Genomic DNA, 24401 nt, shown 5'->3' on the forward strand with positions numbered 1-24401 from the left:
ATATATACATTTGAATTTATAACCATTTTATCTATCTCGCTGTAAGGTAATCTAAGTAACTGCGATAAACTTCATACCTCACGGGTGACGCCGTCACTTCATGAGGGTTAAATAACTCGTGAGATCGAGCTTTTGTTAACATTTCTTTGACATCTATTTCTTTCGTTGATTAACTGGTCTGACTAGATTGGTAAGGAGACCAAAATGTTATCAGCTCTACGTCGTGCGAATTTGTATCTAAATCTGTTTGGCTTTTCGAAAGTGCCGCTGATTTGGCTTTGCCACCCTAAAATCATTGCGATAGATAGCAAGCATGTTGAGATTCGTATCCCATTGCGCAGAAGAACGAAGAACCACCTGAATAGCATGTATTTCGGCGCTTTAGCCGTTGGCGCTGATGTTGCTGGTGGTTTTCTTGCTATGAGTAAAGCGCAAGAAAAGGGAGAAGCGATCTCGCTAGCATTTAAAGGTGTGAAAGCCGAGTTTTTAAAGCGCCCGGAAGCCGATGTGCACTTTGTTTGTAACGATGGTCATGTCATTGATGAGATGCTCGAGCACACCTTGGCAACGGGTGAACGAGTAAATCGTGACGTAAAAATTGTCGCGCTGTGTCCTAACTTACATGGTGACGAGCCAATGGCTGAATTTTCGCTTACTCTTTCGATAAAAAAAGCAGCCCAACAAAGAAAAGAGGCTGCCTAGTGGTTTGTGGCTCGTTTGTTTAAAGGCGTTGGCTTAATTGAGTTCAATCTTCTCGATAGAGACGATTTTGGAGCGATTTAAGACCACTTTCCAGCGGTAATAAACAGGCTCATCGGTGTGGTTGTCCTCTTTGACAATCACATTGAGCAAATGACGTTTCTCTACTGACTCTTTGGTTACTTGACCTTCATTTAAACGGTAAACTCGGTTTGAGCTTTTATCCATCAAGCGGATGATAGGGCGCAAACTGATGTTCAATGTTTCTCTCGTTTGTTCGTAACCACTCAAGAAAAGAGAGGTCGCCATTTCGGTTTTCTCGTGATAATGAAGAATCTGCTCTTCACGTTGAACGACGCGTTTTTTACGTATTCTTTGAATCTTATCCGGCAAGCTACTTAAGGTACGATAATCGAGCCACTCCAATTTTTTGCCAACCACTTTTTTCGTCGTTGGATCAACGTACTTCTTACGCCATTTTGGTTTGCCTTTACGGATCCATCGCCACATGGCATCGCGTAAATCATCTTTAAAGATTTCTCGTAAAGCGTAAATAAAAGACATCGCGATAATGAATGAGGCAGAAATTTCCCCCAGATAATCGCGAGCGAGAATCACGGTCGAGGTCACGACAACCATCACTAAACCGGTTGCAATACCTTTGATAGCGCGCTTAATGTTGTTACCCATCGATATGGTTTCTTCACGAAGCACGATAGGGTGTTCAATCAATCGCCTTAGCAAGCGCATTTTGTTAGATAGGCGAGTAACGTCTTCAACGACTCTTGATGAGTTGTATTTGTTGAGTTTACGATGGGCTTGCTCTTTCTCACATAGCGTGATCAGACGCTTTTTGATCGTGCCATAGTCGCCTTCACGTGGTAGATGGGCCACCAGTGACAGGAACTTTTGCTCGGTATACCAAGACAGATAGTTATCGATGTTAACGTAGTAGCGTTTTAAGTTCTCTTCATAAGGAATAGAACGCCGCAAGCGCTTTAAGATCTCAAGCGTGAGCTCGATAACTTCGTCCACTTCATCTTCCGTTACGGAGTTGTTCTCATGCTTGTTTAAACTTGCTACCGCTTTGTCTAGCGCGATAACGTATTGGTAAGCGAACAAACTCAAACTTACTCGGTATTGCTGATTCGACAGGCGTCCACGTTTGGCAAGTCGACTGTGTACTAGCGGAAGAAGGATTTCAGTACTGTAATAAGATCGTTGCTGTGTGATTGAGGTGTAATAAAATTCGGATTCACTGATGATATCGGCGTTTAAACCAAGCTCACCAGGTATAAAAAAGTAAATATCTAGGTCGACACTTTTGCTCTTTGCGAGTGCATGACTGATTTTTAATGTTATTGAGTCTTGTTTATCGACGGTGACCAAAGAAAGCTCCTGACTTTGCTAAAGCATTCTTAACTTATGCGTTCCGTTGAGCAGGTAAGTATAAGAGTGCTAAAAGAGTGACTGGGGCATATAGCTGAACGACAACAGCATAACAGAGCACTATGCTTTTCTCTCTGATTTTCTTGTTAGTTTAGGTATAATTCCACGTAAATTTAAAAAGAGACAAAATCAATGATTAAAATTGGTCAAATTAACAGCTTAGAAGTCATTAAAAAGGCTGATTTTGGCGTATTTCTGGATGGCGATGATTACGGTTCTGTTCTACTACCTAGTAAGTATGTACCAGAGGGTACTGAAATTGGTGAGCATGTAGACGTATTTCTGTACTTCGATTCAGAAAGCCAACTTGCTGCGACCATTGAAAGACCAATTGCCCAAGTGGGTGAATGGGGTTTAATGAAGATTGAGGGTGTGAATGCGACAGGTGCTTTTGTAAATTGGGGCATCAAAGAAAAGGACTTACTGATTCCTTTTAGTGAGCAACGCACTCGCTTCTCTGCCGGACAAACCATTTTAGTGTATGTTTATACCGACAAAGCGTCAGGTCGCATTGTTGGTACGACTAAGTTCAATAAATGGTTAGATAAAACTCCAGCGAATTATGAAGTTAACGAGCAAGTTGATTTGATCATCGCAGAGCGTAGTCAACTTGGTTATAAAGCTATCGTTAATGGTAAGCATTGGGGCATGATTTTCCCATCGGATGTTTTTGGTAAGCTTTACATCGGTAAAAAGCTGAAAGGCTTTATTAAGCACATTCGTGAAGATGGCAAAATCGACCTTGCTCTACAAAAAGTCGGTGTGGCGAAAATGGACGATCTTTCTAGTAAGATCCTTGACTTGCTAGAGAAGAAAGGCGGATTTTTGCCTTTGAATGACAAGTCTTCTCCTGAAGCGATTTTTGATGCTTTCCGCACAAGTAAAGGGACTTATAAAAAGACCATCGGTGGCTTATACAAGCAGGGTAAAATTGTCATTGAGAAAGACGGTATTCGTCTAGCGTAGTCCAAACTCACGTATAGTGGAACTACAGCCAAAAAAACGGCCCAAACTTTTCCTTTTTTTGGGCCTAGGGGAAACGGCTCCGCAGAGCCTGCGCTAAACTTGTCCAACAATAATTTTGTTGGTGAACATAGAGAGAAATGCCACATCAAAGCATTACTTTGATACAACTAGTTTAGTACAGCGTGTCCGGATCGCTAGCGAGCCCACTTGCTTTCATACTTACGAATTAAAAAGCCATCGCAAATACGATGGCTTTTCATTTATTTATGGTTCGTTACGTCTTTTAAAATAAGTTCTTATCTCGTACTAATTCGCGAGGGAGACCATTCTTTATTCGGTTGCTTACCCACTTGCCAAGGCCAATAACTGCGCCTTGATAGGTGACAAGCACTTCGCCTTTACCTGTTTTCATTCCCTCAGGAATGGTTTGTGGGCGAACATCACGCCCCATGTACCATTCGCGCGCTTCTTCAATACTGAGTTCAATGGCGTTGCTTTCAGAACCTGTCGCCAGGGCAGTCGCGACTTGGTGTTGCCAACGGTAGCCATTTTTATGGGCTTCCGCGATCTTTATACCCATACGGGAGAAGCGTAATTCGCCGATCATCGCTTCTAAAGCATTAGGGAATAACCAGACATCTTTATCGCGAAGCCATACAGAACTGTCATTTGGAAGTTTAATACCTAACGCGCTTTGGAGTTGTTGAGCAATTTCTGTCGATTCTTTTTTTGAAGTTTTAGCAAAGGGGAATTTCCCCATGCGCTTTTTGACTTCTGGCGCCTCAACAGCAGCCAGTTTGCGAATTCTTGCAACAAAGAACCCTTCACAGTCGTAGACCTGTGGGAAAATATGCAAAAAGCCTTCTTCAGTTAGAGCTGCCTCTGCGTTCTCAAACAAGTTCTCAAGGCTTTCAAACTCTACAGCATCCCCAAAGGTTTCTTTCAAGTGATGACAAACTTGTTGGTTTTCTTCTGTACTGAGCGTACATGTTGAGTAAACCATCACACCACCGGGCTTTAATGCATGGAAGGCGCTTTCAATAAGATCTTTCTGCGTGTCAGCGATGTCGAGTACGGAAGCTTGCGTCCAGTTTTTCATCGCATCTTCGTCTTTGCGAACGGTGCCTTCTCCAGAGCAAGGCGCGTCGAGCAAAACCGCATCAAATTGTTCTGGTAGCCAACCGCCAAAAACGCGTCCATCGAAGTTACTTAGTGCGGCGTTACGTACCCCACAACGTTCCACATTAGCGTGCAGTACTTTTACACGACTTGCGGCGTATTCATTGGCCACAAGTACACCTTCGTTGTTCATTAAAGCTGCAATTTGAGTGGTTTTTGAGCCTGGAGCGGCTGCGGTATCTAACACGGCATCGTAAGATTCATCATTCATAAACAGAGCAGATACCGGCATCATCGAACTGGCTTCTTGAATGTAGAATAAGCCAGACATGTGTTCTGCTGTGTTGCCTAATGGTACAACTGACTCGTCCGCTTCAATCCAAAACCCCGTGTCACACCAAGGCACAGGAGAAAGCTTCCAGCCTTTTGTTTCTGCTCGTTCTAAAAACGCTTCAACGCTGATCTTCAACGTATTAACTCGAATACTCTTGCGCAGTGGCTTTTGGCACGATGCGATAAAGTCTTCCATGTTGAGGTGAGCTGGAAGGATAGTTTGGATTTTTTCCAGAAACGCGTCTGGGATGTAAACATTAGGATGCAATGTGGGATCTCGTTTGCAGAATTTGTGGCAAATAATATACGAAAGCGAAGCAGAAACGAATAGTGACAAGGGCCGAGCAATAAAAAAGAGCAGCGATTGCTGCTCTTTTAAGGTACTCAAACTTCAATTGTACCTGAATTGAGCTTTATTCTACGGCTTAGGAATCGCAGTACGCCATTGAGTCCAACCTTCTTCAGCTTGTGGATACAAAAAGAAAGATTGCCCACTTTTTGCCGCTGGTGGAATAGTCGATTGCTCTGGCGTTGAAAACGCAATTCCTCCGCGAACTAAACTATCAAATGTGCCTGCTTTGATGTTCGCGCCAGTAAGCCCGATGGAGACATCTACTCCTGAAACATTCCAAAACACGCTGTTTTGACGAACGAGGTAAGCATATTCAGGCTGTATTTTGATAGTCGTGACGATGCGATCAGCAAATTCTCCTAGGCTTACGTCGGTCACTTGGCCAACTTCCATCTGGCGGTAAAGAATAGGGGTACCGACTTGTACTGAGCCTCTTTGTTCACTTTGTAACGTAAACATGATTCCATGCACGCGTTCTGAACTATTTTCTAACTGAAAATCAAATTTGGCTTTACCTTTACCTGGTTCAACACTGATGGATTTCGACACCAACGCTCCGAGGTTTTTAACGCCACCTAAACCAATTTCTGGTTCAGTTAGCCAAAAATGTGAACCTTCAACTGCAATGTTTTCTACGTATTCAGGTAGGATTCTTGCAGTGACTTCAACCATGTTACGACGAAAATTCGGTACAACCAGAGTGATTTCACCAACTTTAACACCTTGATATTCAATCGGCATTCCTTTAGCAATCTCTTGCGAACCGTCGGTTTCTAAAGCAATGACGCGCCCAAACTTGCGAGCGGTTTTTTGATCAGAATACAGCTTCCAGTTTTCTCCGATTTTGTTTTCAACGCCTGGTACGGAGTCAAAAGCGATGCCACCTTCGATTAACGATTTTAAAGGGTGCGCTTTCACACTAACTCCGGCTAATGATGCATCTATCTCGATCCCTGAACGATTCCAAAAAACGGTTTGTGGCGTTACAAGATAAGCGAAGCGGTTTTCGATGGTAGCCTTAATTAGTACTCCGCCATCAACTAGTTGGAAATCGGAGACGTTACCAACTGGAAGATTACGATAGAGTAGAGGACTGCCTTTGGAAATCGGCGGCAATTCAGAAGCAAATAGTGTTAGCGCCCTAGAGCCACTTTGATTGTACTGCGCCAATTCAGCCAATGATTCATTTTGGAACAGCTGATACTCTTTTTGAATATCCTGCTTGCCTTCGCTCACAAAACTAATTGACCCGGTTAACAACTGCTTTGCTGGAGGAACGGTAACGCTGAGCCCGGATTCAGTTAACTCTGCTGATGCACTGCCGGTTACATAAAAACGATTGTTTGATTTGATCAGATGTTTGTATTCATGGTCAATCAATACATCCATAAATACTTCGTGTTGTGATTTTTTATCTTCCTTAACTAGGCCCACTTTGATGATTGAACCAACAACGATGCCTTTATAAAGTACATTGGCACCGCTATCTAGGCCAAACGAATTGTCGGACACCAACCGAATCGCGATGGACTTTTCTTGCTGTTGGTTAAACACGTTTTTACGAATGGCAGTAAAGCGGCGAGAGCGTTCACCCGCGCCCGGCACGATCGTTAAGAAGTTTCCTCGCACTAAATTAGCAATGTTTTCAACACCAGAAAGGGACACTTTTGCTTCTTCTAAAACAAATCGAGTACCTGTCGTCAGCATGTCACTAAAAGCGGGTTGAATTGCCGCTGACGCCAATATCACTTCTCGGCCTTCGGAAAGGCTCAAGTCCGTAACTTGGCCAATTTCGATTCCGCGATACATAATTGGAGCGCCTTCTCCGCTGATCTTGCTGTCATCAGGTAGGACGATTTTAACCGCGATGCCTCGACCAGCAGTTTTCAAATCTTTATACAAACGGAACTCGGTGTTCTCTTCTACAGGCTCACCATCATCCGGAGAGTCGACGGCGATGGCGCCACCTAGTAAGGCACTCATGCTTTCTAGTCTTACATCGACACCTTCAAAACCGATGCTGGCACCAATTCCACTGACGTTCCAGAATCGACTGCGGTTGTTAATGATATGTCGGTATTGATCCTGAATGTTGGCTTGAATAGTGATAGATTTTGCATCTTCATCTAGCTGGTAACTGTACACTTCACCGATTGGGATTTTCTTATAAACAATTTGAGAGCCAACCGATACACCACCTAAATCACGGCTTTTGAGCTTAATATTCAAACCTTGAGAAACGCGTAAATCTGTTGGGGCAGAGTCTAACGCATGGAATGTTGTCTCAAACTCTTGACCATCTCCGGGTTGAATCGAGATGTAGTTACCTGAGACGAGCGCATCCAGTCCGGAAACTCCCGTTAGGCTAGCTGTTGGTTTTACTAACCAAAAGCGTGTTTTATCGTTCAGTAACTTTGCAGCTTCAGGATAGATATCAGCATCGACATAAATACTGCCGAGATCTTCGGTGAGGTTAATGTCTCTTACCATGCCGACTTCTAATCCTTGGTAACGGATAGTGGTTCGGCCGGCGACAAGACCAGCGGCATCAGAAAAATAGATTTGCACTCGTTGTCCTGCATCGTGTATCGACTTCACAACAAGCCAGCCAGCTAAGACCATGGTCAAAATTGGCAACAGCCAAAGAGGAGATATGCCTTTACTCCGCTTTACATCTGGTACGTATGACGTTTGAGAACTGTTCTGATCACTCATTCATTGACTCTTTTTCTGATTGTTTTGGGCTTGTTTGGTCCCAGATTAGCCTTGGATCAATACTTTCTGCTGCAAGCATGGTCAATACAACGACAACACCAAATGCTACCGCGCCATATCCTGGTGTGAAATCCAGTATCTGACCACGATCGACTAACGTCATCATGATAGAAATAACAAACAAATCCATCACAGACCATTTACCGATCCATTTAACAACAAAGTAAACCATCATTCGTTGTCTCTTAAACACCGAACGTTTGAATTGGATGCAAAGCATGATGTAGGCGAGCCCAAGTATTTTAATCACCGGTACAACGATACTGGCAACAAAAATGATCGCAGCGATTCCATACATGCCGCTTTTTACCAAACCAGCCACGCCTGAAAAAATAGTGTCCTCCAAACGCTTACCATTGGTAAGCAAGATGGAAATAGGGATCAGGTTAGCAGGGAAGATGGCGACCGTTGCTGCGATGAGGTAAGCCCATGTTTTCTGAATGGAGTTTGGCTTACGATGATATAACTCGTGATGACAACGCTGGCAATGGTCACCTTCAGGTTGGGACAAGTGGCATTCATGGCAATGCACATCTTTATGCTCAAAAGCATATAAACTTTCTGGCTTCCAAGCTTCCCAATAACGACGCACGCTGATTCTTGAAACTAACAAAACGGTAAATATCTGCAAAAGAACCAGACCAATTAACCCTGGACCGACGAAAATGTCGGAATAATCTTGGAGTTTAAAACAGGAAATGGCGATGCTAACTAAGAACACATCCAACATAACCCAATGCTTCAAATGTTGAATTAGCCACAGTGAGATACGAAGCCCACGGAACCATCGTTGATGTAAAGAAATATGTGCCGTTACCACTGAAACACAAACCGTCAGTGGCGCAAGAGAGCTACAAAATAGAATGAGCAATGAAAGAAGAACAAATCCTTCTTCCATCAATGTGATCATCCCTGAAGGTAGGGTTGCCGGAATCATCACACCAAAGAGTCGGATGCTAATAAAGTTAAAAAAGTGCGATGGAATAAATAGTAGGATGCAGGTTATCGCGACGGCTAGATTACCAGAGAGGCTAGGGCTACCTCCGCGATATAATTGTGTACCACAACGAGGGCAGTGTGCATTTTTGCCATGGGGTAAGTCGACGATGTCGACAGGCAATTCACAACCTTGGCACAAACGTACGTTATTGGGTTGCATGGCGTGCTTAGACAGAGAGGTCATAACGACCTCTCTAGCTTGAACGATTTAAGCGTGGGACTGTATGCCCCCATATAAGGTTTGATATAAGCCTTCTTGCTCAACTAACTCACCATGAGTACCTGTTTGCGTCACTTTCCCATCTTCAAGCACGTAGATCAAATCGGCTTGTTTAACAGCGGACAGTCGGTGCGCAACGATTAATGTTGTTCTACCACGTAAGAACTCGGTCAGTGCTTTGTGTAAAGCCGCTTCAGTAGCGGTATCTAGCGCAGACGTGGCTTCGTCTAAAATAACAAATTGAGGATTACTCAGCACCATTCTAGCAATGGCCAGCCGTTGTCGTTGACCTCCTGACAAACGAATGCCATTACGACCAACTTGAGTATCCAAGCCGTGGTTCAGTTGAGAAATAACATCTTGCAGCTGAGCCACTTCAAGCGCACGCCAAAGTGACATTTCGTCAAAATCCCCACCAAGCGTTAGATTATGCCTCAAGGTGTCGTTAAATAGTATAGGTTGCTGTAATACCACGGCAATTTTGTCGCGAATTACTTCAAAACCAATATCTTCTGTTAATTCATCATTAAAGCGAATGCTACCGGAGTTTTGACGGTAAACCCCAATAAGTAATTGTATCAAGGTTGACTTACCACCGCCGCTTGCACCAACTAACGCCACTTTCTTTCCTGCCGGCATATGTAAAGAAAGATTATCTAGGACTTTGTTTTCATTATTGTAAGAGAAATTAATGTTTTCTACTTTAACATCAACTTCTCTACCTTCTTTGAAAGGATTTACCTTAGAAACCGGTCTCTGCTCTTCTTCTAACTCTAATAAGTCGTTGATGCGTTTTAATGCCGCTTTAGCGCTATACCAAGAAAACTGAATCCCAAGCAACTCTTGAACAGGAGACAGCATGAACCATAGGTAACCAAAAACGGCAAATATTTGGCCAATAGTAAGGTCACTGAACATGACCATTAACATTGCGACAGCTCTGAATAATTCAAAGCCGATCAAAAAGAGAAGGAAAGATACGCGACCAGCAGCTTCAGATTGCCAAGCATACTTGTCTGCATCAACGCGAACTTGGTTCGCACTGTCTTTGAGTTGCTGGAGAAATTCTCGTTCTTTATTGGCCGCGCGTAGTTGGTAGATTCCATCTAATGTTTCAACTAAACGGTTTTGGAAAATTTCAAAAGAATGATTTTCCTTCCGTTTCAGATGTTTAACCATACTGCCTAGTTTACGTGAGAAGTAAATGACAATAGGGTTAACTAACAGGATAAACAGACCAAGTCGCCAATCGAGCCAAAGTAGAACGATAGCAGTACCAATAACAGTCAGAAAACTGATAACGAATTTTGCTAACGTAGAACCAATAAATTTATCAATGGTCTCAATGTCAGTGATAAGGTGTGCGTTGATTCCTCCGCTACCTTTGGTTTCGTATTGTCGGATGCTGATACGGCCGAGTTTGTCGATCATTTTACTGCGCATCTCAAACGTGATGGTTTTTGAAACAAGCGTAAATTGTCGGCTTTGAAGGATATTTAATCCTTGGCTCGCAGCTCGCATAAGAACAACCAAGAACAGGGTGAAGAAAATATAGCCTGTCGGAGTGTGCCACGCTTCAGGGAGAATGGCATTCATGGCATCTAAACCTTTTGCAGGTTGGTCCAATAAGACCTCATCAACCATCAAAGGCATGAGGAGGGGAATTGGAACACTAATCAAGGTTGCAAGCACCGCTATCAAGTTCGCTATGATCAGCTTGGACTTGTGCTTTTTTACTTGTGTTATCAACCAAGAACGGCTAATAGTGTCATTTTTCAGAAGCATTGTAATTGAGAATAAGTCCTATTATAAAGTAGGGCTGCATTTTAGCGCCATACATTGAGAATGGAAGCTTTTATAGTAAGTAGGAAGTTAATATGAACTTAGAACAATACCAAAGACTAACCAAACAAGCTGTTGCTCTAATTGAGTCTGAACCAGACTTTATTGCGAACCTAGCAAACTTGAGCTCATTGCTTTTCATGGAACTTGACGATCTTAACTGGGCAGGCTTTTACCTAACAAAAGGTGAAGAGCTTATTCTTGGTCCGTTCCAAGGAAAACCAGCTTGTGTTCGTATCCCAATGGGTCGAGGCGTCTGCGGTACTGCTGCACAAACTAATACTATACAAAGAGTATACGACGTTCACGAATTTGAGGGGCATATTGCGTGCGATGCAGCGAGCAATTCAGAAATTGTGATTCCATTTTCTATTAATGGAAAGGTGGTTGGTGTACTTGATATTGATAGTCCAAGTATTGGCCGATTTAATGAAACAGACGAAGAAGGTCTCACTCATTTCATGGTTGAAGTAGAAAAGCTGCTTAATTCACACGCGAACGACGCATAAATTAGCCTTCGAGTGTGGTTTTTCCTTGGCATGTCACTATAATACGAGAATATTTTTTCTTAATGCTCGCGGAAATCCGCTCAAATCAGGACCCCTCATGACTGAAAAGTTAAAAAACAGCAAAGAAGTTATTGCATATATTGCTGAATGTTTCCCTAAGTGCTTTACTTTAGAAGGTGAAGCAAAACCTCTGAAAATTGGTATTTTTCAAGATCTTGCGGAACGTCTAAATGAAGACGAAAAAGTAAGCAAAACACAGCTTCGTGCAGCGTTAAGACAGTACACTTCATCATGGCGTTACCTACACGGTGTAAAACCAGGTGCAGTACGTGTAGACCTAGATGGCAACCCTTGTGGTGAGCTAGAAGAAGAGCACGTTGAACACGCGAAAGCGACACTTGCAGAAAGCAAGGCGAAAGTTCAGGCTCGTCGTAAAGAACAAGCACAAAAAGCTCGTGAAGAGGGTAAGGCGAAAGCGAAACCTGCGGCTAAAAAGCCTCAACAGCCTCGTCGTACTAATAAACCAAAAGTACAAAAACCAACTAAGCCTGTAGAAACGCGCGCTCTAAATGCTGATGAAATCACAGTAGGTAACGCAGTTAACGTGAACATGGGCAAAGGAAACATGGCAGCGACCATTGTTGAAATCAATAAGGATGATGTACGTGTTCAACTTGCTAACGGCCTACAAATGGTTGTGAAAGCGGAGCACTTGCGCGCATAAAGGAGATACTCCTACGCATGAATTGCCGTTCAAAAGTGACCCTGATTGCTGCTAGCTTATGGCTAGCAGCATCAGCTCAGGCTCTTGAAGCCAAACTACATAAAGATGACCTGCCGGTTCTTTCTCCTGAAGTTCAGCATGAAACAGCTAGCAAACGAGTCACCTCGCGATTTACCCGCTCTCATTATAAGCACTTCAGCCTCAATGATGATTTCTCTAAAGCGATATTTGAACGCTATGTAGAGTTGCTTGATTACAATAGAAATATTTTCACTCAAGCAGACATCGATTCATTTAAAAATTGGTCAGTCGAGCTTGATGATCAGCTTAAATCGGGCAACAACCAAATTGCTTTTGATGTTTACAACCTCTCAATGCAGAAGCGTTTCGATCGTTTTGCTTATGCGTTAACTCTACTCGATGAAGAGATCAAGTTTGATACCGATGACGAGATAGAGTTAGACCGCTCTGAGGCAGCATGGCCAAAAGACGAAGCAGAGCTCAACGAGTTGTGGCGCAAGCGTGTGAAATATGACGCGTTAAATCTGAAACTGACTGGCAAAGAGTGGCCAGAGATTAAAGAAGTTTTAGAGAAGCGTTATAACAACGCGATGAAGCGCATCACACAGACCAACAATGAAGACGCATTTCAGTTGTATATGAATGCCTTCGCGCGACAGGTTGACCCTCATACAAGCTACCTTTCTCCACGTAATGCCGAGCAATTCCAATCGGAAATGAACCTTTCTCTAGAAGGCATCGGCGCCGTTTTGCAAATGACAGACGATTACACAGTAATTCGTTCACTTGTTGTTGGCGGTCCGGCATCAAAGAGTAAGCAACTTGGTGAAGGGGACCGAATCACTGGTGTTGGACAAGACGGTGAAGAAATTGTCGACGTGATCGGTTGGCGTCTGGATGATGTTGTTCAGTTAATCAAAGGCCCTAAAGGCACAAAGGTTAAGCTACAGATCTTGCCAGAAGGTAACGATGCGAAGAGTTACATTGTCACAATTGTTCGTGACAAAGTTCGCTTAGAAGATCGTGCGGTTAAGTCAGAAATCATCGAAAAAGACGGTAAGAAGATTGGTATTTTAGAAGTACCAAGTTTCTACGTCGGCTTATCGAAAGACACCGATAAATTACTAGCTGAGTTGAAAACCAAAAACGTTGACGGCGTAATCGTTGATCTACGCAACAATGGCGGTGGTGCGCTAACAGAAGCAACGGCATTGACAGGTCTATTCATTAAAGAAGGCCCTGTAGTTCAAGTCCGTGACAGCTATGGCCGCATCAAGGTGAATGCCGATACCGATGGAAAAGTGAGTTATGATGGCCCATTGACGGTGTTGATTAACCGCTACAGTGCTTCAGCATCTGAAATTTTTGCAGCGGCAATGCAAGATTATAATCGTGCAATCATCTTAGGTGAAAACTCTTTCGGTAAAGGTACAGTTCAGCAACATCGTTCACTGAATCATATTTACGATCTTTTCGATAAAGAGCTAGGTTATGTTCAGTACACGATTCAGAAGTTTTATCGTATTGACGGTGGAAGTACGCAAAATCGTGGTGTTGCACCAGATATTTCGTACCCAACGCCAATAGAGGCTTCTGAAACAGGTGAAAGTGTTGAAGACAATGCTTTACCTTGGGATCAGATTGATAAAGCACAATATCAAACGTTTCCAAGTAACGACGCCTTAGTTGAAAAACTTACTGCTCTTCATAACAAGCGTATTTCTGATGAAATGGAGTTCCGCTTTATCAATGAAGACATCGAGAAATATCGTAAAGAAAAAGACGATAATACTTTGTCTTTGAACGAAAAAGTTCGTAAAGCTGAATCGGATAAAGCGGAAGCCCTTCGATTACAACGCATAAATGAACGTCAAGTTGCTTTGGGTAAAAAAGCATTCAAAACATTGGATGACATACCAAAAGACTACGAGGCTCCTGATGTTTATTTAGATGAGTCTGTCGCGATTATGGTCGATCTACTTAAGCAGGAAAATCAGTCATAATAACTGGCAATTTAGAATAAAAAGAGTGAGTCTTTCAGATTCACTCTTTTTTTATGCCTTTTTGTCTTCCGCTGTCTCGATATCGAGCAAGATATTCGCTTATTTTCCCCCAATAATTTACGTGATCTACATCTAAAATTTCGCGAAAGTGAGGACTACTGGCTAAGCTAAAAGAAAACGATAAGGATGCCGATATGAAGTGGTTCTTTATTTTACTTAGCTTTTGCTGCTTTAGTGTGTTTGGTGGAGAAAACACCAGAGAAGATGAATTAAGTCACTTTGACACGCCGTTTCTCATCGGAGACTGGTATTTGATGAACCCAAACCCCGAAGAGTCGGCTGAAAACTTTCGTGCGATCAAACTCTCATTAGGTTCTGACTACAGCTTTTCTATTGATATTCAAAAGAAAGACTATTCCGTTGACCATTGGGAAGGGCTGTATAACGCAAATGAAGACACCATCGTTCTTGGTTTAAACACCGACGAGCCTCAAATTTATGCCTATCGCAACAACCATAATACGCTTGATCTTAATGGTGTAACATTCACTAAGGGATTATCCAATTCACTTGCAGGTATTTGGTCTAGCTCTCACGTATCTGGCGACGGTCTAGTGGCCAACAACATTAATCAGATGGATTTGATACTTCAACCTGATTTCGTGTTCATGTTTAGGGTTTCGAACGAAGAAGGGGATGAGTCCATCAAACAAGGTGTGTTTTACACAGAAGATGAGTTTTTGGTTCTGTTGTATGAAAATGGCGAGCATGGAACAACGTATAAGCTCAACAAGAATGAGCTAACGATCGAAGATTCCAATGGTGATATGTACGCCGTACTCAATAGAGTTACGCCATGATGCCTTTAACATGCGCCAAATTACGCGTGCGTACGGTAAGTCATTAATGTTGTTTAAATGTTAATCAAAAAACGGAGCTAGAGCACTAAAAGCTCCGTTTTTTGATGGAAAGACTTGTATTCTGATACCACAACCCCTACAAATAGCTTATATAGTGATACCAGAACTGCATTTTTGATCATGCAGTCTGGTATTTTTGTTGTTCGACATACAAGGATTTATGCTCATGTCTCAAGCTCCCCAGGCCAAATATCGTAAAGATTATAAAGAGCCATCTCATGCGATTACTGATATCGATCTTACTTTTGATCTATATGACAATGACACAATCGTTACGGCGGTATCAAAAGTTGCTCAAAAAGGCGATACAACAACGCTAGAACTCGATGGCGAAGGACTTGAGCTACACGCTGTAAAAGTAAATGGTGAGGATTGGGCTCATCACGAGGTGAAGGAGTCGTCGCTGGTACTGACCGATCTTCCATCCGAGTTTGAACTTGAAATCGTCACCAAAATTGATCCTGAAGCGAATACAGCACTCGAAGGTTTGTACAAATCAGGCGGCGCATTTTGTACTCAGTGTGAGGCTGAGGGCTTCCGCCGTATCACGTACTATCTAGACCGTCCGGATGTTCTAGCAAAATACACAACAAAAGTGATCGCAGATAAAGCGGTTTATCCATATTTGCTGAGCAATGGTAACCGAATTGCAGAAGGCGATGCAGAGAACGGTCGTCACTGGGTTCAATGGCAGGATCCGCATCCAAAACCAGCTTACTTGTTCGCCCTTGTTGCAGGCGACTTTGATGTATTGCGTGACAAATATACAACGATGTCAGGTCGCAGTGTTGATTTAGAAATCTTTGTTGATAAAGGTAACTTAGATCGTGCAGGTCATGCGATGACATCGCTGATCAACTCGATGAAGTGGGATGAGGAACGCTTTGGCCTGGAATACGATCTGGATATTTACATGATCGTTGCTGTTGATTTCTTCAACATGGGTGCAATGGAAAACAAAGGCTTGAACATTTTTAACTCAAAATATGTGCTGGCGAACGATCAAACTGCGACAGATCGTGATTATTTAGGCATCGAAGCTGTGATCGGTCATGAGTACTTCCACAACTGGACTGGCAACCGTGTCACTTGTCGTGACTGGTTCCAACTAAGTCTAAAAGAAGGCTTAACCGTATTCCGTGACCAAGAATTCTCTTCTGACTTAGGCTCTCGTGCTGATAACCGTATTGATAACGTACGTATTATTCGTGGTCCTCAATTTGCGGAAGATGCAAGCCCAATGTCTCACCCGATTCGTCCTGACAAAGTCATTGAGATGAATAACTTCTACACGCTAACGGTGTATGAAAAGGGCAGCGAAGTTATTCGCATGTACCATACACTCCTTGGCGAAGAGGGCTTCCAAAAAGGAATGAAACTTTATTTTGAACGTCACGATGGTACCGCCGCGACGTGTGAAGACTTTGTTTCTGCAATGGAAGATGCCACCGGTGTTGATTTAAAACAGTTCCGTTTGTGGTACAGCCAATCGGGTACACCAACGCTACGCGTAAATAGCGAATACAACGCTGATGCAAAAACTTACGCACTAACGGTAGAGCAATTTACGGAGCCGACGCAAGACCAAGCAGAAAAACAAGCGCTGCATATCCCGTTCGATATCGAGTTGTATGATTCGAAAGGTCAAGTTATCCCATTGATGAGTAACGGTGAATCTGTTCATAACGTGCTGGATATTAAACAAGATAAGCAAACGTTCGTATTTGAAAATGTCGAAGAACAGCCAGTGCCATCTTTGTTGCGTGAATTCTCGGCACCAGTCAAATTAGAATACGATTACAGCGATGACGAGTTAGTCTTCTTGATGAAGCACGCAACGAACGATTTTGCTCGATGGGACGCTAGCCAAATGCTATTGGCTAAATACATTCGTCAGAATGTGAAAAACGTTCAAGCGGGACAAGAAGTATCGCTTTCTGAAGGTGTGATAGATGCTTTCCGCGGTGTGCTGTTGGATGAAACGCTTGAGCCAGCTTTCATTGCTCAAGTTTTCTCTATGCCTTCAATCAATGAGATTACTGGTTGGTACCAGCAAATTGATATCGATGCCGTAGATAAAGTGCTAAACAGCATTACAGTGTCACTTTCTAAGGAATTAGAAGATGAGCTAAGTGCGACTTATCACACGCTTAAGCAAGCAGAGTATACGATCGACCATGCTGCTATTGGCAAGCGTGCTTTACGTAACCGTTGCCTACAGTACCTAGCACATACGGCAAAAGGTAATGATTTAGTCAACGCGCAATACGCATCTGCAAATAACATGACAGATCCGATTGCTGCGATGAGTGCTGCAAATAACGCTCAGCTCGAGTGTCGTGAAGCACTTATGGCTGATTACAGCGATAAATGGAAGCACGACGGTTTGGTTATGGATAAGTGGTTTGCACTTCAAGGTAGCAATCCTGCAGAGGATGCTCTTGAAAAAGTAAAAGCAACCATGAACCACGAAGCATTTAGTTTGAAAAATCCGAACCGTACGCGTAGCTTAATTGGCTCGTTCTTAAGTGCGAACCCTGTACGTTTCCATGATAAATCCGGTGTAGGTTACCAGTTTGCCGGTGAAATTCTTCGCCAACTAAATGATTCGAACCCACAAGTAGCTTCTCGAATGATTGATCCTTTGCTTAAGTTCCGTAAATACGATGAAGCTCGCCAAGCAATGATTCGTGCAGAACTTGAAAAGCTCAAAGCAATGGATAATCTTGCTAAAGATCTATTCGAAAAAGTGACTAAAGCACTAGACGAATAGTAAACAACACAATAGGGTGGTCATTTAGACCACCCTATTGTGTTTATGTCACTTAGTTTTCACTTCATGAACTATTACTACTTCAATCTCAACATTTCATATCAAACGTTTTTATCTCATTATTCTGGTGCGGCAAGTGTTGTTCAAGTTGTCACACACAACGGTTTGCGTTTGCAGTTACCCGCCGCGAGATTTAGGCCATTTCTTAGTCAATTGGGCGTTAGAGGCCAGTTTAGACTAACAACTGACCAAAATAATAAGTTTCTTAAGTTAGAAACTCTGTGATGTATTGTATTTGCAGAGAGTTAAATAGGAATCTTAGTCACAGAATCGGACATTTCACCTCTTACCACTACGATTAGTTGTTAAACATTTGTAATTATGCTTTTACAATGGGCACATGCATTACCTATGCTTAGTTTCTAAGGTAACAACCTAGCTACTAAGTCCCCCTACAAAACAACAATTCTAATGTGGAGTGTGAATATGACCGCGCGTGAAAATGTAGTGCCGGTTCTGCTTGAAAAGGTTTACCAACTGATTCAAGACAAACTCGAGCTTTCTCACCAAACGCTTGTAACTAAACTTGCTCAACACTTATTCAGTAACATTGCTGATGATGATCTAATTCAGCGAAACGAATCCGACCTTTATGGTGCTGTCGTTAGTCTTTGGCACCATATCAATGAAAAAAAACCAGAAGAGATTTCGGTTCGAGTATTTAACCCGACCGTAAGTCGTCAAGGCTGGCAATCCACACACACAATCGTAGAAATTGTTGTTCCAGATAGTCCATTCTTAGTGGACTCAGTCAAAATGGCTTTAGCGCGTTTGGATCTTGTTTGTCACCTAATGTTGAATAACCCAACACAGATTCAGCGTGATAAAAAAGGCCAAGTTACAGACGTAAACGGTGAGGGTGGTGTTCTTCAATCACTTTTCCACATAGAGGTAGACCGCCTTACTAGTAAAGACGAGATGCAAGCGCTTAAAGAAGAGCTGTTAAGAATTCTATCTGATACTCGCTTAGTCGTTGATGACTGGAAGCAGATGGTTGATAAGCTTAAGTTTGTTACTGATGAACTTGAGAAAAATAAAGATCGTGTTTCTATCCAAACTGATCGTATGGATGAAACGATCGCATTTCTTCGTTGGCTAGAAGATCATAACTTTACCTTTATGGGTTATAAAGATTATGACTTAAAAGAGGTCAATGGTGATACCGAACTTGTTCCTGCTAAAGAAAAAGGACTAGGTCTGTTTGCTGATGACAAGCGCGTGCGTAGCGTCAAGCTCTCTGAATTATCAGATTCAGCGCGATTAGAAGCGAAAAAACCATACGCTCTGATCATCACCAAAGGTAACAAAGCATCTCGTATCCACCGTCCGGCTTATACTGATTACATCGGTATTAAGAAGTTTGATGAAAACGGTAAAGTAATAGGTGAGCATCGCTTTACTGGTTTATATACCTCCGCCGTTTACAACCAAGCGGTACAAAGTATTCCTTTGATCCGCGAAAAAGTTGACCGTATCCTTGAAGCAAGTGGATACCGTCACGGATCATACTCATACAAAGCATTGCACAATATCTTAGAAAACTACCCACGCGACGAGTTGCTTCAAGCTAATGAAGAAGAGCTGCTTGAGGTGGGAATGGGTGTTGTACAAATGCAAGATCGTGACTTGCTGCGTTTGTTTGTTCGTAAAGACCCATTTGGTCGTTTCTTCAGTTGCATGGTTTATGTCACTAAAGATCGTTACAACACAGAATTGCGTCGTCAAACTCAACGCATTCTTAAGCAGTACTTTGGTTGCGAGCAAGAGGTTGAATTTACAACGTACTTCTCAGAAAGCCCACTAGCGAGAACACATTACATTGTTCGTGTAGACAATAACAACATTGACGTAGACGTGAAAAAGATCGAGCAAAATCTAATGGAAGTTTCTACCTCTTGGGATGACAGACTAAAAGAATCCATCATTGCTAACTTTGGTGAAAGTAAAGGCCTTCCTCTTTCAAAAGAATATATGAGTGCGTTCCCTCGCTCATACAAAGAGGACATGATGCCAGGTTCTGCGGTTGCAGATATCGAGCGCTTAGAAGCGTTAAGTGATGATAATAAACTTGGTATGTTGTTCTACCGACCTCAAGAAGAGGGAGCAGATTCCAAAGCTGTCCGCTTAAAGTTATATCATCGCGATGAACCAATTCACCTTTCTGACGTAATGCCGATGTTGGAAAACCTTGGTTTGCGTGTGATTGGCGAATCGCCATATGAGATCGAGAAAAACAACGGTCAGACTTTCTGGATCCTTGACTTCTCTATGCTGCATAAGAGCGAGAAAACCGTTGACCTTCGTGAAGCTCGTGATCGTTTCCAACAAGCATTTGCTGCCATTTGGGCGGGTAATCTTGAAAGTGATGGTTTCAACCGATTGTTATTAGGTGCGTCTTTATCTGGCCGTGAGATTTCCATTCTTCGCGCTTACGCACGATACATGCGCCAAGTCGGCTTCCCATTCAGTCAGCAGTACATCGAAGACACGCTAAGCCACTACCCAGACTTAGCGACAGGTCTAGTCAAGCTGTTCACCAAGCGATTTGATCCGAAACACAAAGGCAGCGAGAAAGGCCAAAACGATCTAATTAAAAAGCTAACAGAGCAGTTGGATCGTGTAGAGAGCTTGGATGATGATCGTATTATTCGTCGTTATATCGAAATGATCATGGCGACGCTTCGTACCAACTACTACCAAGTAGACGAGAATAAGCAGCCTAAGCCTTGGTTATCTTTGAAAATGAAGCCAAGTGATATTCCTGAGATTCCGCAGCCTGTACCTGCATTCGAGATCTTTGTTTACGCACCAGATATTGAAGGTGTTCACCTTCGTGGTGGAAAAGTGGCTCGTGGTGGTTTGCGTTGGTCAGATCGTCAAGAAGACTTCCGTACGGAGATTCTTGGCTTAGTGAAAGCGCAACAGGTTAAGAACACTGTTATCGTACCTGTGGGTGCAAAAGGCGGCTTCGTTTGTAAACGCCAGCCATCTCTCACCACGCGTGATGAAATTTTTGCGGAAGGTCAGCGTTGTTACAAACGCTTTATCCGTGCACTGCTAGATGTGTCAGATAACATCATTGAAGGAGAGGTGGTACCACCACAAAACGTTGTTCGTCACGATGAAGATGACCCATATCTAGTAGTGGCTGCCGATAAAGGCACAGCAACCTTCTCAGATTTGGCAAACTCTGTTTCTGCAGAATACAACTTCTGGCTAGGTGACGCATTCGCTTCAGGTGGTTCAAACGGTTACGATCACAAAGCAATGGGAATCACCGCAAAAGGTGGTTGGGAATCTGTTAAACGTCACTTCCGTGAAATGGGCATCAACTGTCAGACCACTGATTTTACTGCAATCGGTGTAGGTGATATGGCAGGTGACGTGTTCGGTAACGGTATGCTGTTATCGAAGCATATTCGATTGCAAGCTGCGTTTAACCACATGCACATCTTTATTGATCCAAATCCAGATTCAGCCAGCAGCTGGGAAGAGCGTAACCGCTTGTTTAATTTGCCAAGATCAAGCTGGGAAGATTACAACAAAGACTTGATCTCTCAAGGTGGTGGCATCTTCTCTCGTCGATCAAAATCGATCCAGTTGACACCAGAAATTCAGAAAATGTTAGGTACGAAGAAAGCATCTTTAGCGCCTAACGATCTGATAAAGATGATCTTGAAAATGAAAGTCGATCTGCTTTGGAATGGTGGTATCGGCACTTACGTTAAATCATCGACAGAAACTCATACAGATGTTGGTGACCGTGCTAACGACATGCTGCGCATTGACGGCCGTGACTTAAGAGCCAAAGTGGTTGGCGAAGGTGGTAACTTGGGTATGACTCAGCTTGGTCGTATCGAATACGCACTAACTGGCGGTCGAGTGAACACGGACTTCGTTGATAACGTAGGTGGCGTTGACTGTTCGGATAATGAAGTCAACATCAAGATCTTCCTCAATGGACTGGTTTCAAATGGCGATCTTACGGTTAAGCAACGTAACCAAATTCTAGAGTCTATGGAAGACGAAGTGGGTGAAATTGTCTTGGATGATGCTTACCGTCAGTCGGAGTCGATCTCTGTTACTGAACAGCAAGGTGTTGGCATTGTTAAGGAGCAAATTCGATTCATCCACACTATGGAGAAAGCAGGGTACTTGGACCGTGCTCTCGAATACATTCCTGATGATGAAACGCTAATCGAGCGTGAAAAACAGGGACTAGGCCTGACTCGCCCTGAGCTATCAGTGTTAGTTGCCTACGGTAAAATGGTACTTAAACAGCAACTTGTTACGGATGAAATCGCAAATGATGAATTCCATGCAAAACAACTTGTTGAATATTTCCCAAGTGCGTTACGACGTAACTATAAAGATCAAATGGTTAATCACCCACTGCGAGCTGAAATTATAGCTACAGCATTGGCTAACCAGATGGTTAATGAAATGGGCTGTAACTTCGTTACTCGTTTGCAAGAAGAAACTGGTGCAAGTGTTGTCGATATTGCCAATGCTTACAGTGCGGCTAGAGAAATCTTTGATTTAGAAGCAATCCTCAAGCAAACTCGCAAACTTGATAACGTTGCGACAGCGCAAGCTCAATACGAAATTATGTTTTACGTGCGCCGAGCACTGCGTCGAATTGCACGCTGGTTGCTTCGTAACCGTAGCGGCAAATGCACGGTCGGTGAGTTGATTGCTATCTACAAGCAAGATGTCAATGTTATCACTGAAACCCTAGACACTATGTTAGTTGAGTCTGAAGTTGAAGAACACAATGACTTGGCTCAAGGTTGGATAGAGAAAGGGGTTGAAGAGAAACTCGCTCACCAAGTTGCCCGCTTATCAAGCTTACAATCTGCACTGGATATTTCATCAGTGGCAAGTGAAACAGGTAAAACGGTTGAGCAAGCATCGAAACTCTACTTTAACTTGGGTGACCGTTTATCGTTGCATTGGTTCTTGAAGCAAATTAATAGCCAAGCCGTTGATAACAACTGGCAAGCACTTGCAAGAGCGGCATTCCGTGAAGATCTGGACTGGCAACAACGTCAACTTACCGCTCAGGTACTGACTTGTGGCTGCTCAACCGAAGAGCTTGATGTGATGGCTGCGTTAGAAGATTGGATTGAAACTAACGAGCAATCGTTGCACCGCTGGGAGAGTATCTTAAACGAGTTCAAAGTTGGCTCAGTACACGAATTTGCTAAGTTCTCTGTAGCACTTCGAGAGCTAGTACTTTTAAACCTCAACTGCTCATCGAAAGAGTAGTGGAATAATCAAGTCATAAGTAAAAGCCTCGTTATTTAACGGGGCTTTTTATTATCTATTATTCACATTTGGAACGAAAATAGTTACATTGTCACATTGAGTTGAAATTAAAACAGAGTGAAATCGATTGCTTTTAAGCGGTTAGTTACGATTTTTATAGCAGAAACTTGATTGTAATTGTTTGTTTTATATTTGAAAATCTTATAAAGATATAGGTTTTTACTTATTACGTTCATTTTCATTGAATTACGATGAAAAACGGTAAATAATATTGTCCCGTTTATACGGGGCTTTTTTCTTTCGGAGGCACAATGCTTTACCGTCTAGCCAGAACTGGCTTTTTCCAACTCGATGCCGAGAAGGCACATGATCTTGCAATCAAGAACTTCCAACGCTTTAACGGCACACCACTTGATCTCTTTTACCGCCAACAGTTACCAACTCGTCCAGTTGAGTGTATGGGTCTAACATTCCGTAACCCTGTTGGTCTTGCGGCTGGTTTAGATAAAAACGGCGAATGTATTGAAGCATTTGATGCCATGGGCTTTGGCTTTGTCGAAGTCGGCACTGTAACGCCACGACCACAACCAGGTAATGATAAACCACGTTTATTCCGTTTAGTGGAAGCAGAAGGGATCATCAACCGCATGGGCTTTAATAACCTAGGCGTTGATAATTTGATCGAGAATGTTAAACGAGCAAAATTCAATTGTGTTCTCGGAATTAATATCGGTAAAAATAAAGATACGCCAATTGAAAAAGGGGCAGAGGACTACCTGATTTGTATGGAAAAAGTGTATGAGTATGCTGGCTATATTGCAGTAAACATCTCATCGCCAAACACTCCAGGTCTTCGTTCACTTCAATATGGTGAAGCGCTTGATGAACTGCTTTCCGAATTAAAAGCGAAACAAGCGGAGTTATCAGAGAAGTACAACAAGTATGTCCCGTTAGCATTAAAGATTGCGCCAGATTTAAGTGACGATGAAATCTGCCAAATCTGCGATTCTTTATTGAAAAACAATATAGATGGTGTGATCGCGACTAACACAACTTTGGATCGCACGATCGTAGAAGGGATGAAACACGCCAATGAGGCAGGTGGCTTGAGTGGTCGCCCTGTGCAATCACGCTCTACGGAGGTCGTACGTAAGCTTCATGAAGAGCTTGGAGACAAACTTCCAATTATCGGTGTTGGTGGTGTAGATTCCTATGTTGCAGCCAAAGAAAAGATCATGGCAGGCGCTAAACTTGTTCAAGTCTACACTGGCTTTATTTACCACGGCCCAGGTCTCGTACGTGATATTGTTAAGAATCTTTAACATATACATCAAAAACTACTGAAAAATCAGTACCTGTTACATAAAAA

General features: G+C 42.8%; 15 protein-coding genes. 10 read left to right on the plus strand and 5 right to left on the minus strand.

All coding sequences use genetic code 11. From position 1 onward, the window contains the following. Positions 1-204 precede the first annotated feature (204 nt). Positions 205-702, plus strand: a complete 498-nt coding sequence (locus R7E00_RS06840; RefSeq protein ID WP_262606063.1) for a PaaI family thioesterase — start codon at positions 205-207, stop codon at positions 700-702. Positions 703-735: 33 nt separating this feature from the next. On the opposite strand, the gene R7E00_RS06845 is transcribed toward R7E00_RS06840, so the two are convergent. After that, positions 736-2088 (minus strand): hypothetical protein, encoded by a 1353-nt coding sequence (locus tag R7E00_RS06845; protein WP_005377421.1) that lies wholly within the window; start codon positions 2086-2088, stop codon positions 736-738. Between the two features lie 192 nt (positions 2089-2280). Here R7E00_RS06845 and R7E00_RS06850 point away from each other — a divergent pair, with 192 nt between their 5' ends. Further along, positions 2281-3114: a S1 RNA-binding domain-containing protein gene (locus tag R7E00_RS06850; protein WP_017633794.1), complete on the plus strand. Its 834-nt coding sequence runs from the start codon at positions 2281-2283 to the stop codon at positions 3112-3114. Between the two features lie 283 nt (positions 3115-3397). On the opposite strand, the gene rsmF is transcribed toward R7E00_RS06850, so the two are convergent. The 4 genes from rsmF to R7E00_RS06870 all read right to left on the minus strand — a co-directional run bounded on the left by rsmF (position 3398) and on the right by R7E00_RS06870 (position 10697). After that, positions 3398-4834, minus strand: a complete 1437-nt coding sequence (gene rsmF, locus R7E00_RS06855) for a 16S rRNA (cytosine(1407)-C(5))-methyltransferase RsmF (RefSeq protein ID WP_031781146.1) — start codon at positions 4832-4834, stop codon at positions 3398-3400. A 150-nt stretch (positions 4835-4984) separates the two neighbouring features. Beyond that, positions 4985-7633, minus strand: a complete 2649-nt coding sequence (locus R7E00_RS06860) for an MlaD family protein (RefSeq protein WP_017634276.1) — start codon at positions 7631-7633, stop codon at positions 4985-4987. After that, the gene (locus R7E00_RS06865; RefSeq protein WP_005377429.1) at positions 7626-8876 is read right to left on the minus strand and encodes a paraquat-inducible protein A; all 1251 of its coding nucleotides are present in this window, start codon (positions 8874-8876) and stop codon (positions 7626-7628) included. The genes R7E00_RS06860 and R7E00_RS06865 overlap by 8 nt, the downstream gene beginning before the upstream one ends. A 24-nt stretch (positions 8877-8900) precedes the next feature. After that, complete coding sequence (locus tag R7E00_RS06870) at positions 8901-10697, minus strand: ABC transporter ATP-binding protein (protein ID WP_033905326.1); 1797 nt, start codon at positions 10695-10697, stop codon at positions 8901-8903. 92 nt (positions 10698-10789) lie between these two features. Between R7E00_RS06870 and R7E00_RS06875 the strand changes: the two genes are divergently transcribed. The 8 genes from R7E00_RS06875 (at position 10790) to pyrD (ending at position 24354) form a co-directional block, all read left to right on the plus strand. Then, positions 10790-11263, plus strand: a complete 474-nt coding sequence (locus tag R7E00_RS06875) for a GAF domain-containing protein (protein WP_017634278.1) — start codon at positions 10790-10792, stop codon at positions 11261-11263. 97 nt (positions 11264-11360) lie between these two features. Then, complete coding sequence (gene proQ / locus R7E00_RS06880) at positions 11361-11987, plus strand: RNA chaperone ProQ (RefSeq protein ID WP_005377435.1); 627 nt, start codon at positions 11361-11363, stop codon at positions 11985-11987. Between the two features lie 17 nt (positions 11988-12004). Further along, entirely contained in the window at positions 12005-14011 is a 2007-nt protein-coding gene (prc, locus tag R7E00_RS06885; protein WP_042522998.1) for a carboxy terminal-processing peptidase, read from the plus strand. A gap of 194 nt (positions 14012-14205) precedes the next feature. After that, the gene (locus R7E00_RS06890; RefSeq protein WP_005377438.1) at positions 14206-14871 is read left to right on the plus strand and encodes a hypothetical protein; all 666 of its coding nucleotides are present in this window, start codon (positions 14206-14208) and stop codon (positions 14869-14871) included. A 226-nt stretch (positions 14872-15097) separates the two neighbouring features. Continuing rightward, positions 15098-17704: an aminopeptidase N gene (gene pepN / locus R7E00_RS06895; protein ID WP_262606064.1), complete on the plus strand. Its 2607-nt coding sequence runs from the start codon at positions 15098-15100 to the stop codon at positions 17702-17704. A 66-nt stretch (positions 17705-17770) separates the two neighbouring features. Further along, complete coding sequence (locus R7E00_RS06900; protein ID WP_005377440.1) at positions 17771-17989, plus strand: DUF2835 domain-containing protein; 219 nt, start codon at positions 17771-17773, stop codon at positions 17987-17989. Positions 17990-18190: 201 nt separating this feature from the next. Then, positions 18191-23032, plus strand: coding sequence for an NAD-glutamate dehydrogenase (locus tag R7E00_RS06905; protein WP_062730584.1), 4842 nt, complete (start codon positions 18191-18193; stop codon positions 23030-23032). A 311-nt stretch (positions 23033-23343) separates the two neighbouring features. Further along, positions 23344-24354, plus strand: a complete 1011-nt coding sequence (gene pyrD, locus R7E00_RS06910; protein WP_017634281.1) for a quinone-dependent dihydroorotate dehydrogenase — start codon at positions 23344-23346, stop codon at positions 24352-24354. Positions 24355-24401 lie beyond the last annotated feature (47 nt).

The sequence above is a fragment of the Vibrio sp. Vb1755 genome, from assembly GCF_033338635.1.
Classification (GTDB): Bacteria; Pseudomonadota; Gammaproteobacteria; order Enterobacterales; family Vibrionaceae; genus Vibrio; species Vibrio alginolyticus.

What these genes read in the sequence shown, in the direction of transcription:
- R7E00_RS06905 (WP_062730584.1), top strand. Translation starts at nt 18,191, where the DNA reads ATGACCGCGCGTGAAAATGTAGTGCCGGTTCTGCTTGAAAAGGTTTAC.
- pepN (WP_262606064.1), top strand. Translation starts at nt 15,098, where the DNA reads ATGTCTCAAGCTCCCCAGGCCAAATATCGTAAAGATTATAAAGAGCCA.
- R7E00_RS06875 (WP_017634278.1), top strand. Translation starts at nt 10,790, where the DNA reads ATGAACTTAGAACAATACCAAAGACTAACCAAACAAGCTGTTGCTCTA.
- R7E00_RS06850 (WP_017633794.1), top strand. Translation starts at nt 2,281, where the DNA reads ATGATTAAAATTGGTCAAATTAACAGCTTAGAAGTCATTAAAAAGGCT.
- pyrD (WP_017634281.1), top strand. Translation starts at nt 23,344, where the DNA reads ATGCTTTACCGTCTAGCCAGAACTGGCTTTTTCCAACTCGATGCCGAG.
- R7E00_RS06860 (WP_017634276.1), bottom strand. Translation starts at nt 7,633, where the DNA reads ATGAGTGATCAGAACAGTTCTCAAACGTCATACGTACCAGATGTAAAG.
- prc (WP_042522998.1), top strand. Translation starts at nt 12,005, where the DNA reads ATGAATTGCCGTTCAAAAGTGACCCTGATTGCTGCTAGCTTATGGCTA.
- R7E00_RS06840 (WP_262606063.1), top strand. Translation starts at nt 205, where the DNA reads ATGTTATCAGCTCTACGTCGTGCGAATTTGTATCTAAATCTGTTTGGC.
- proQ (WP_005377435.1), top strand. Translation starts at nt 11,361, where the DNA reads ATGACTGAAAAGTTAAAAAACAGCAAAGAAGTTATTGCATATATTGCT.
- R7E00_RS06865 (WP_005377429.1), bottom strand. Translation starts at nt 8,876, where the DNA reads ATGACCTCTCTGTCTAAGCACGCCATGCAACCCAATAACGTACGTTTG.
- R7E00_RS06870 (WP_033905326.1), bottom strand. Translation starts at nt 10,697, where the DNA reads ATGCTTCTGAAAAATGACACTATTAGCCGTTCTTGGTTGATAACACAA.
- R7E00_RS06890 (WP_005377438.1), top strand. Translation starts at nt 14,206, where the DNA reads ATGAAGTGGTTCTTTATTTTACTTAGCTTTTGCTGCTTTAGTGTGTTT.
- R7E00_RS06900 (WP_005377440.1), top strand. Translation starts at nt 17,771, where the DNA reads ATGAACTATTACTACTTCAATCTCAACATTTCATATCAAACGTTTTTA.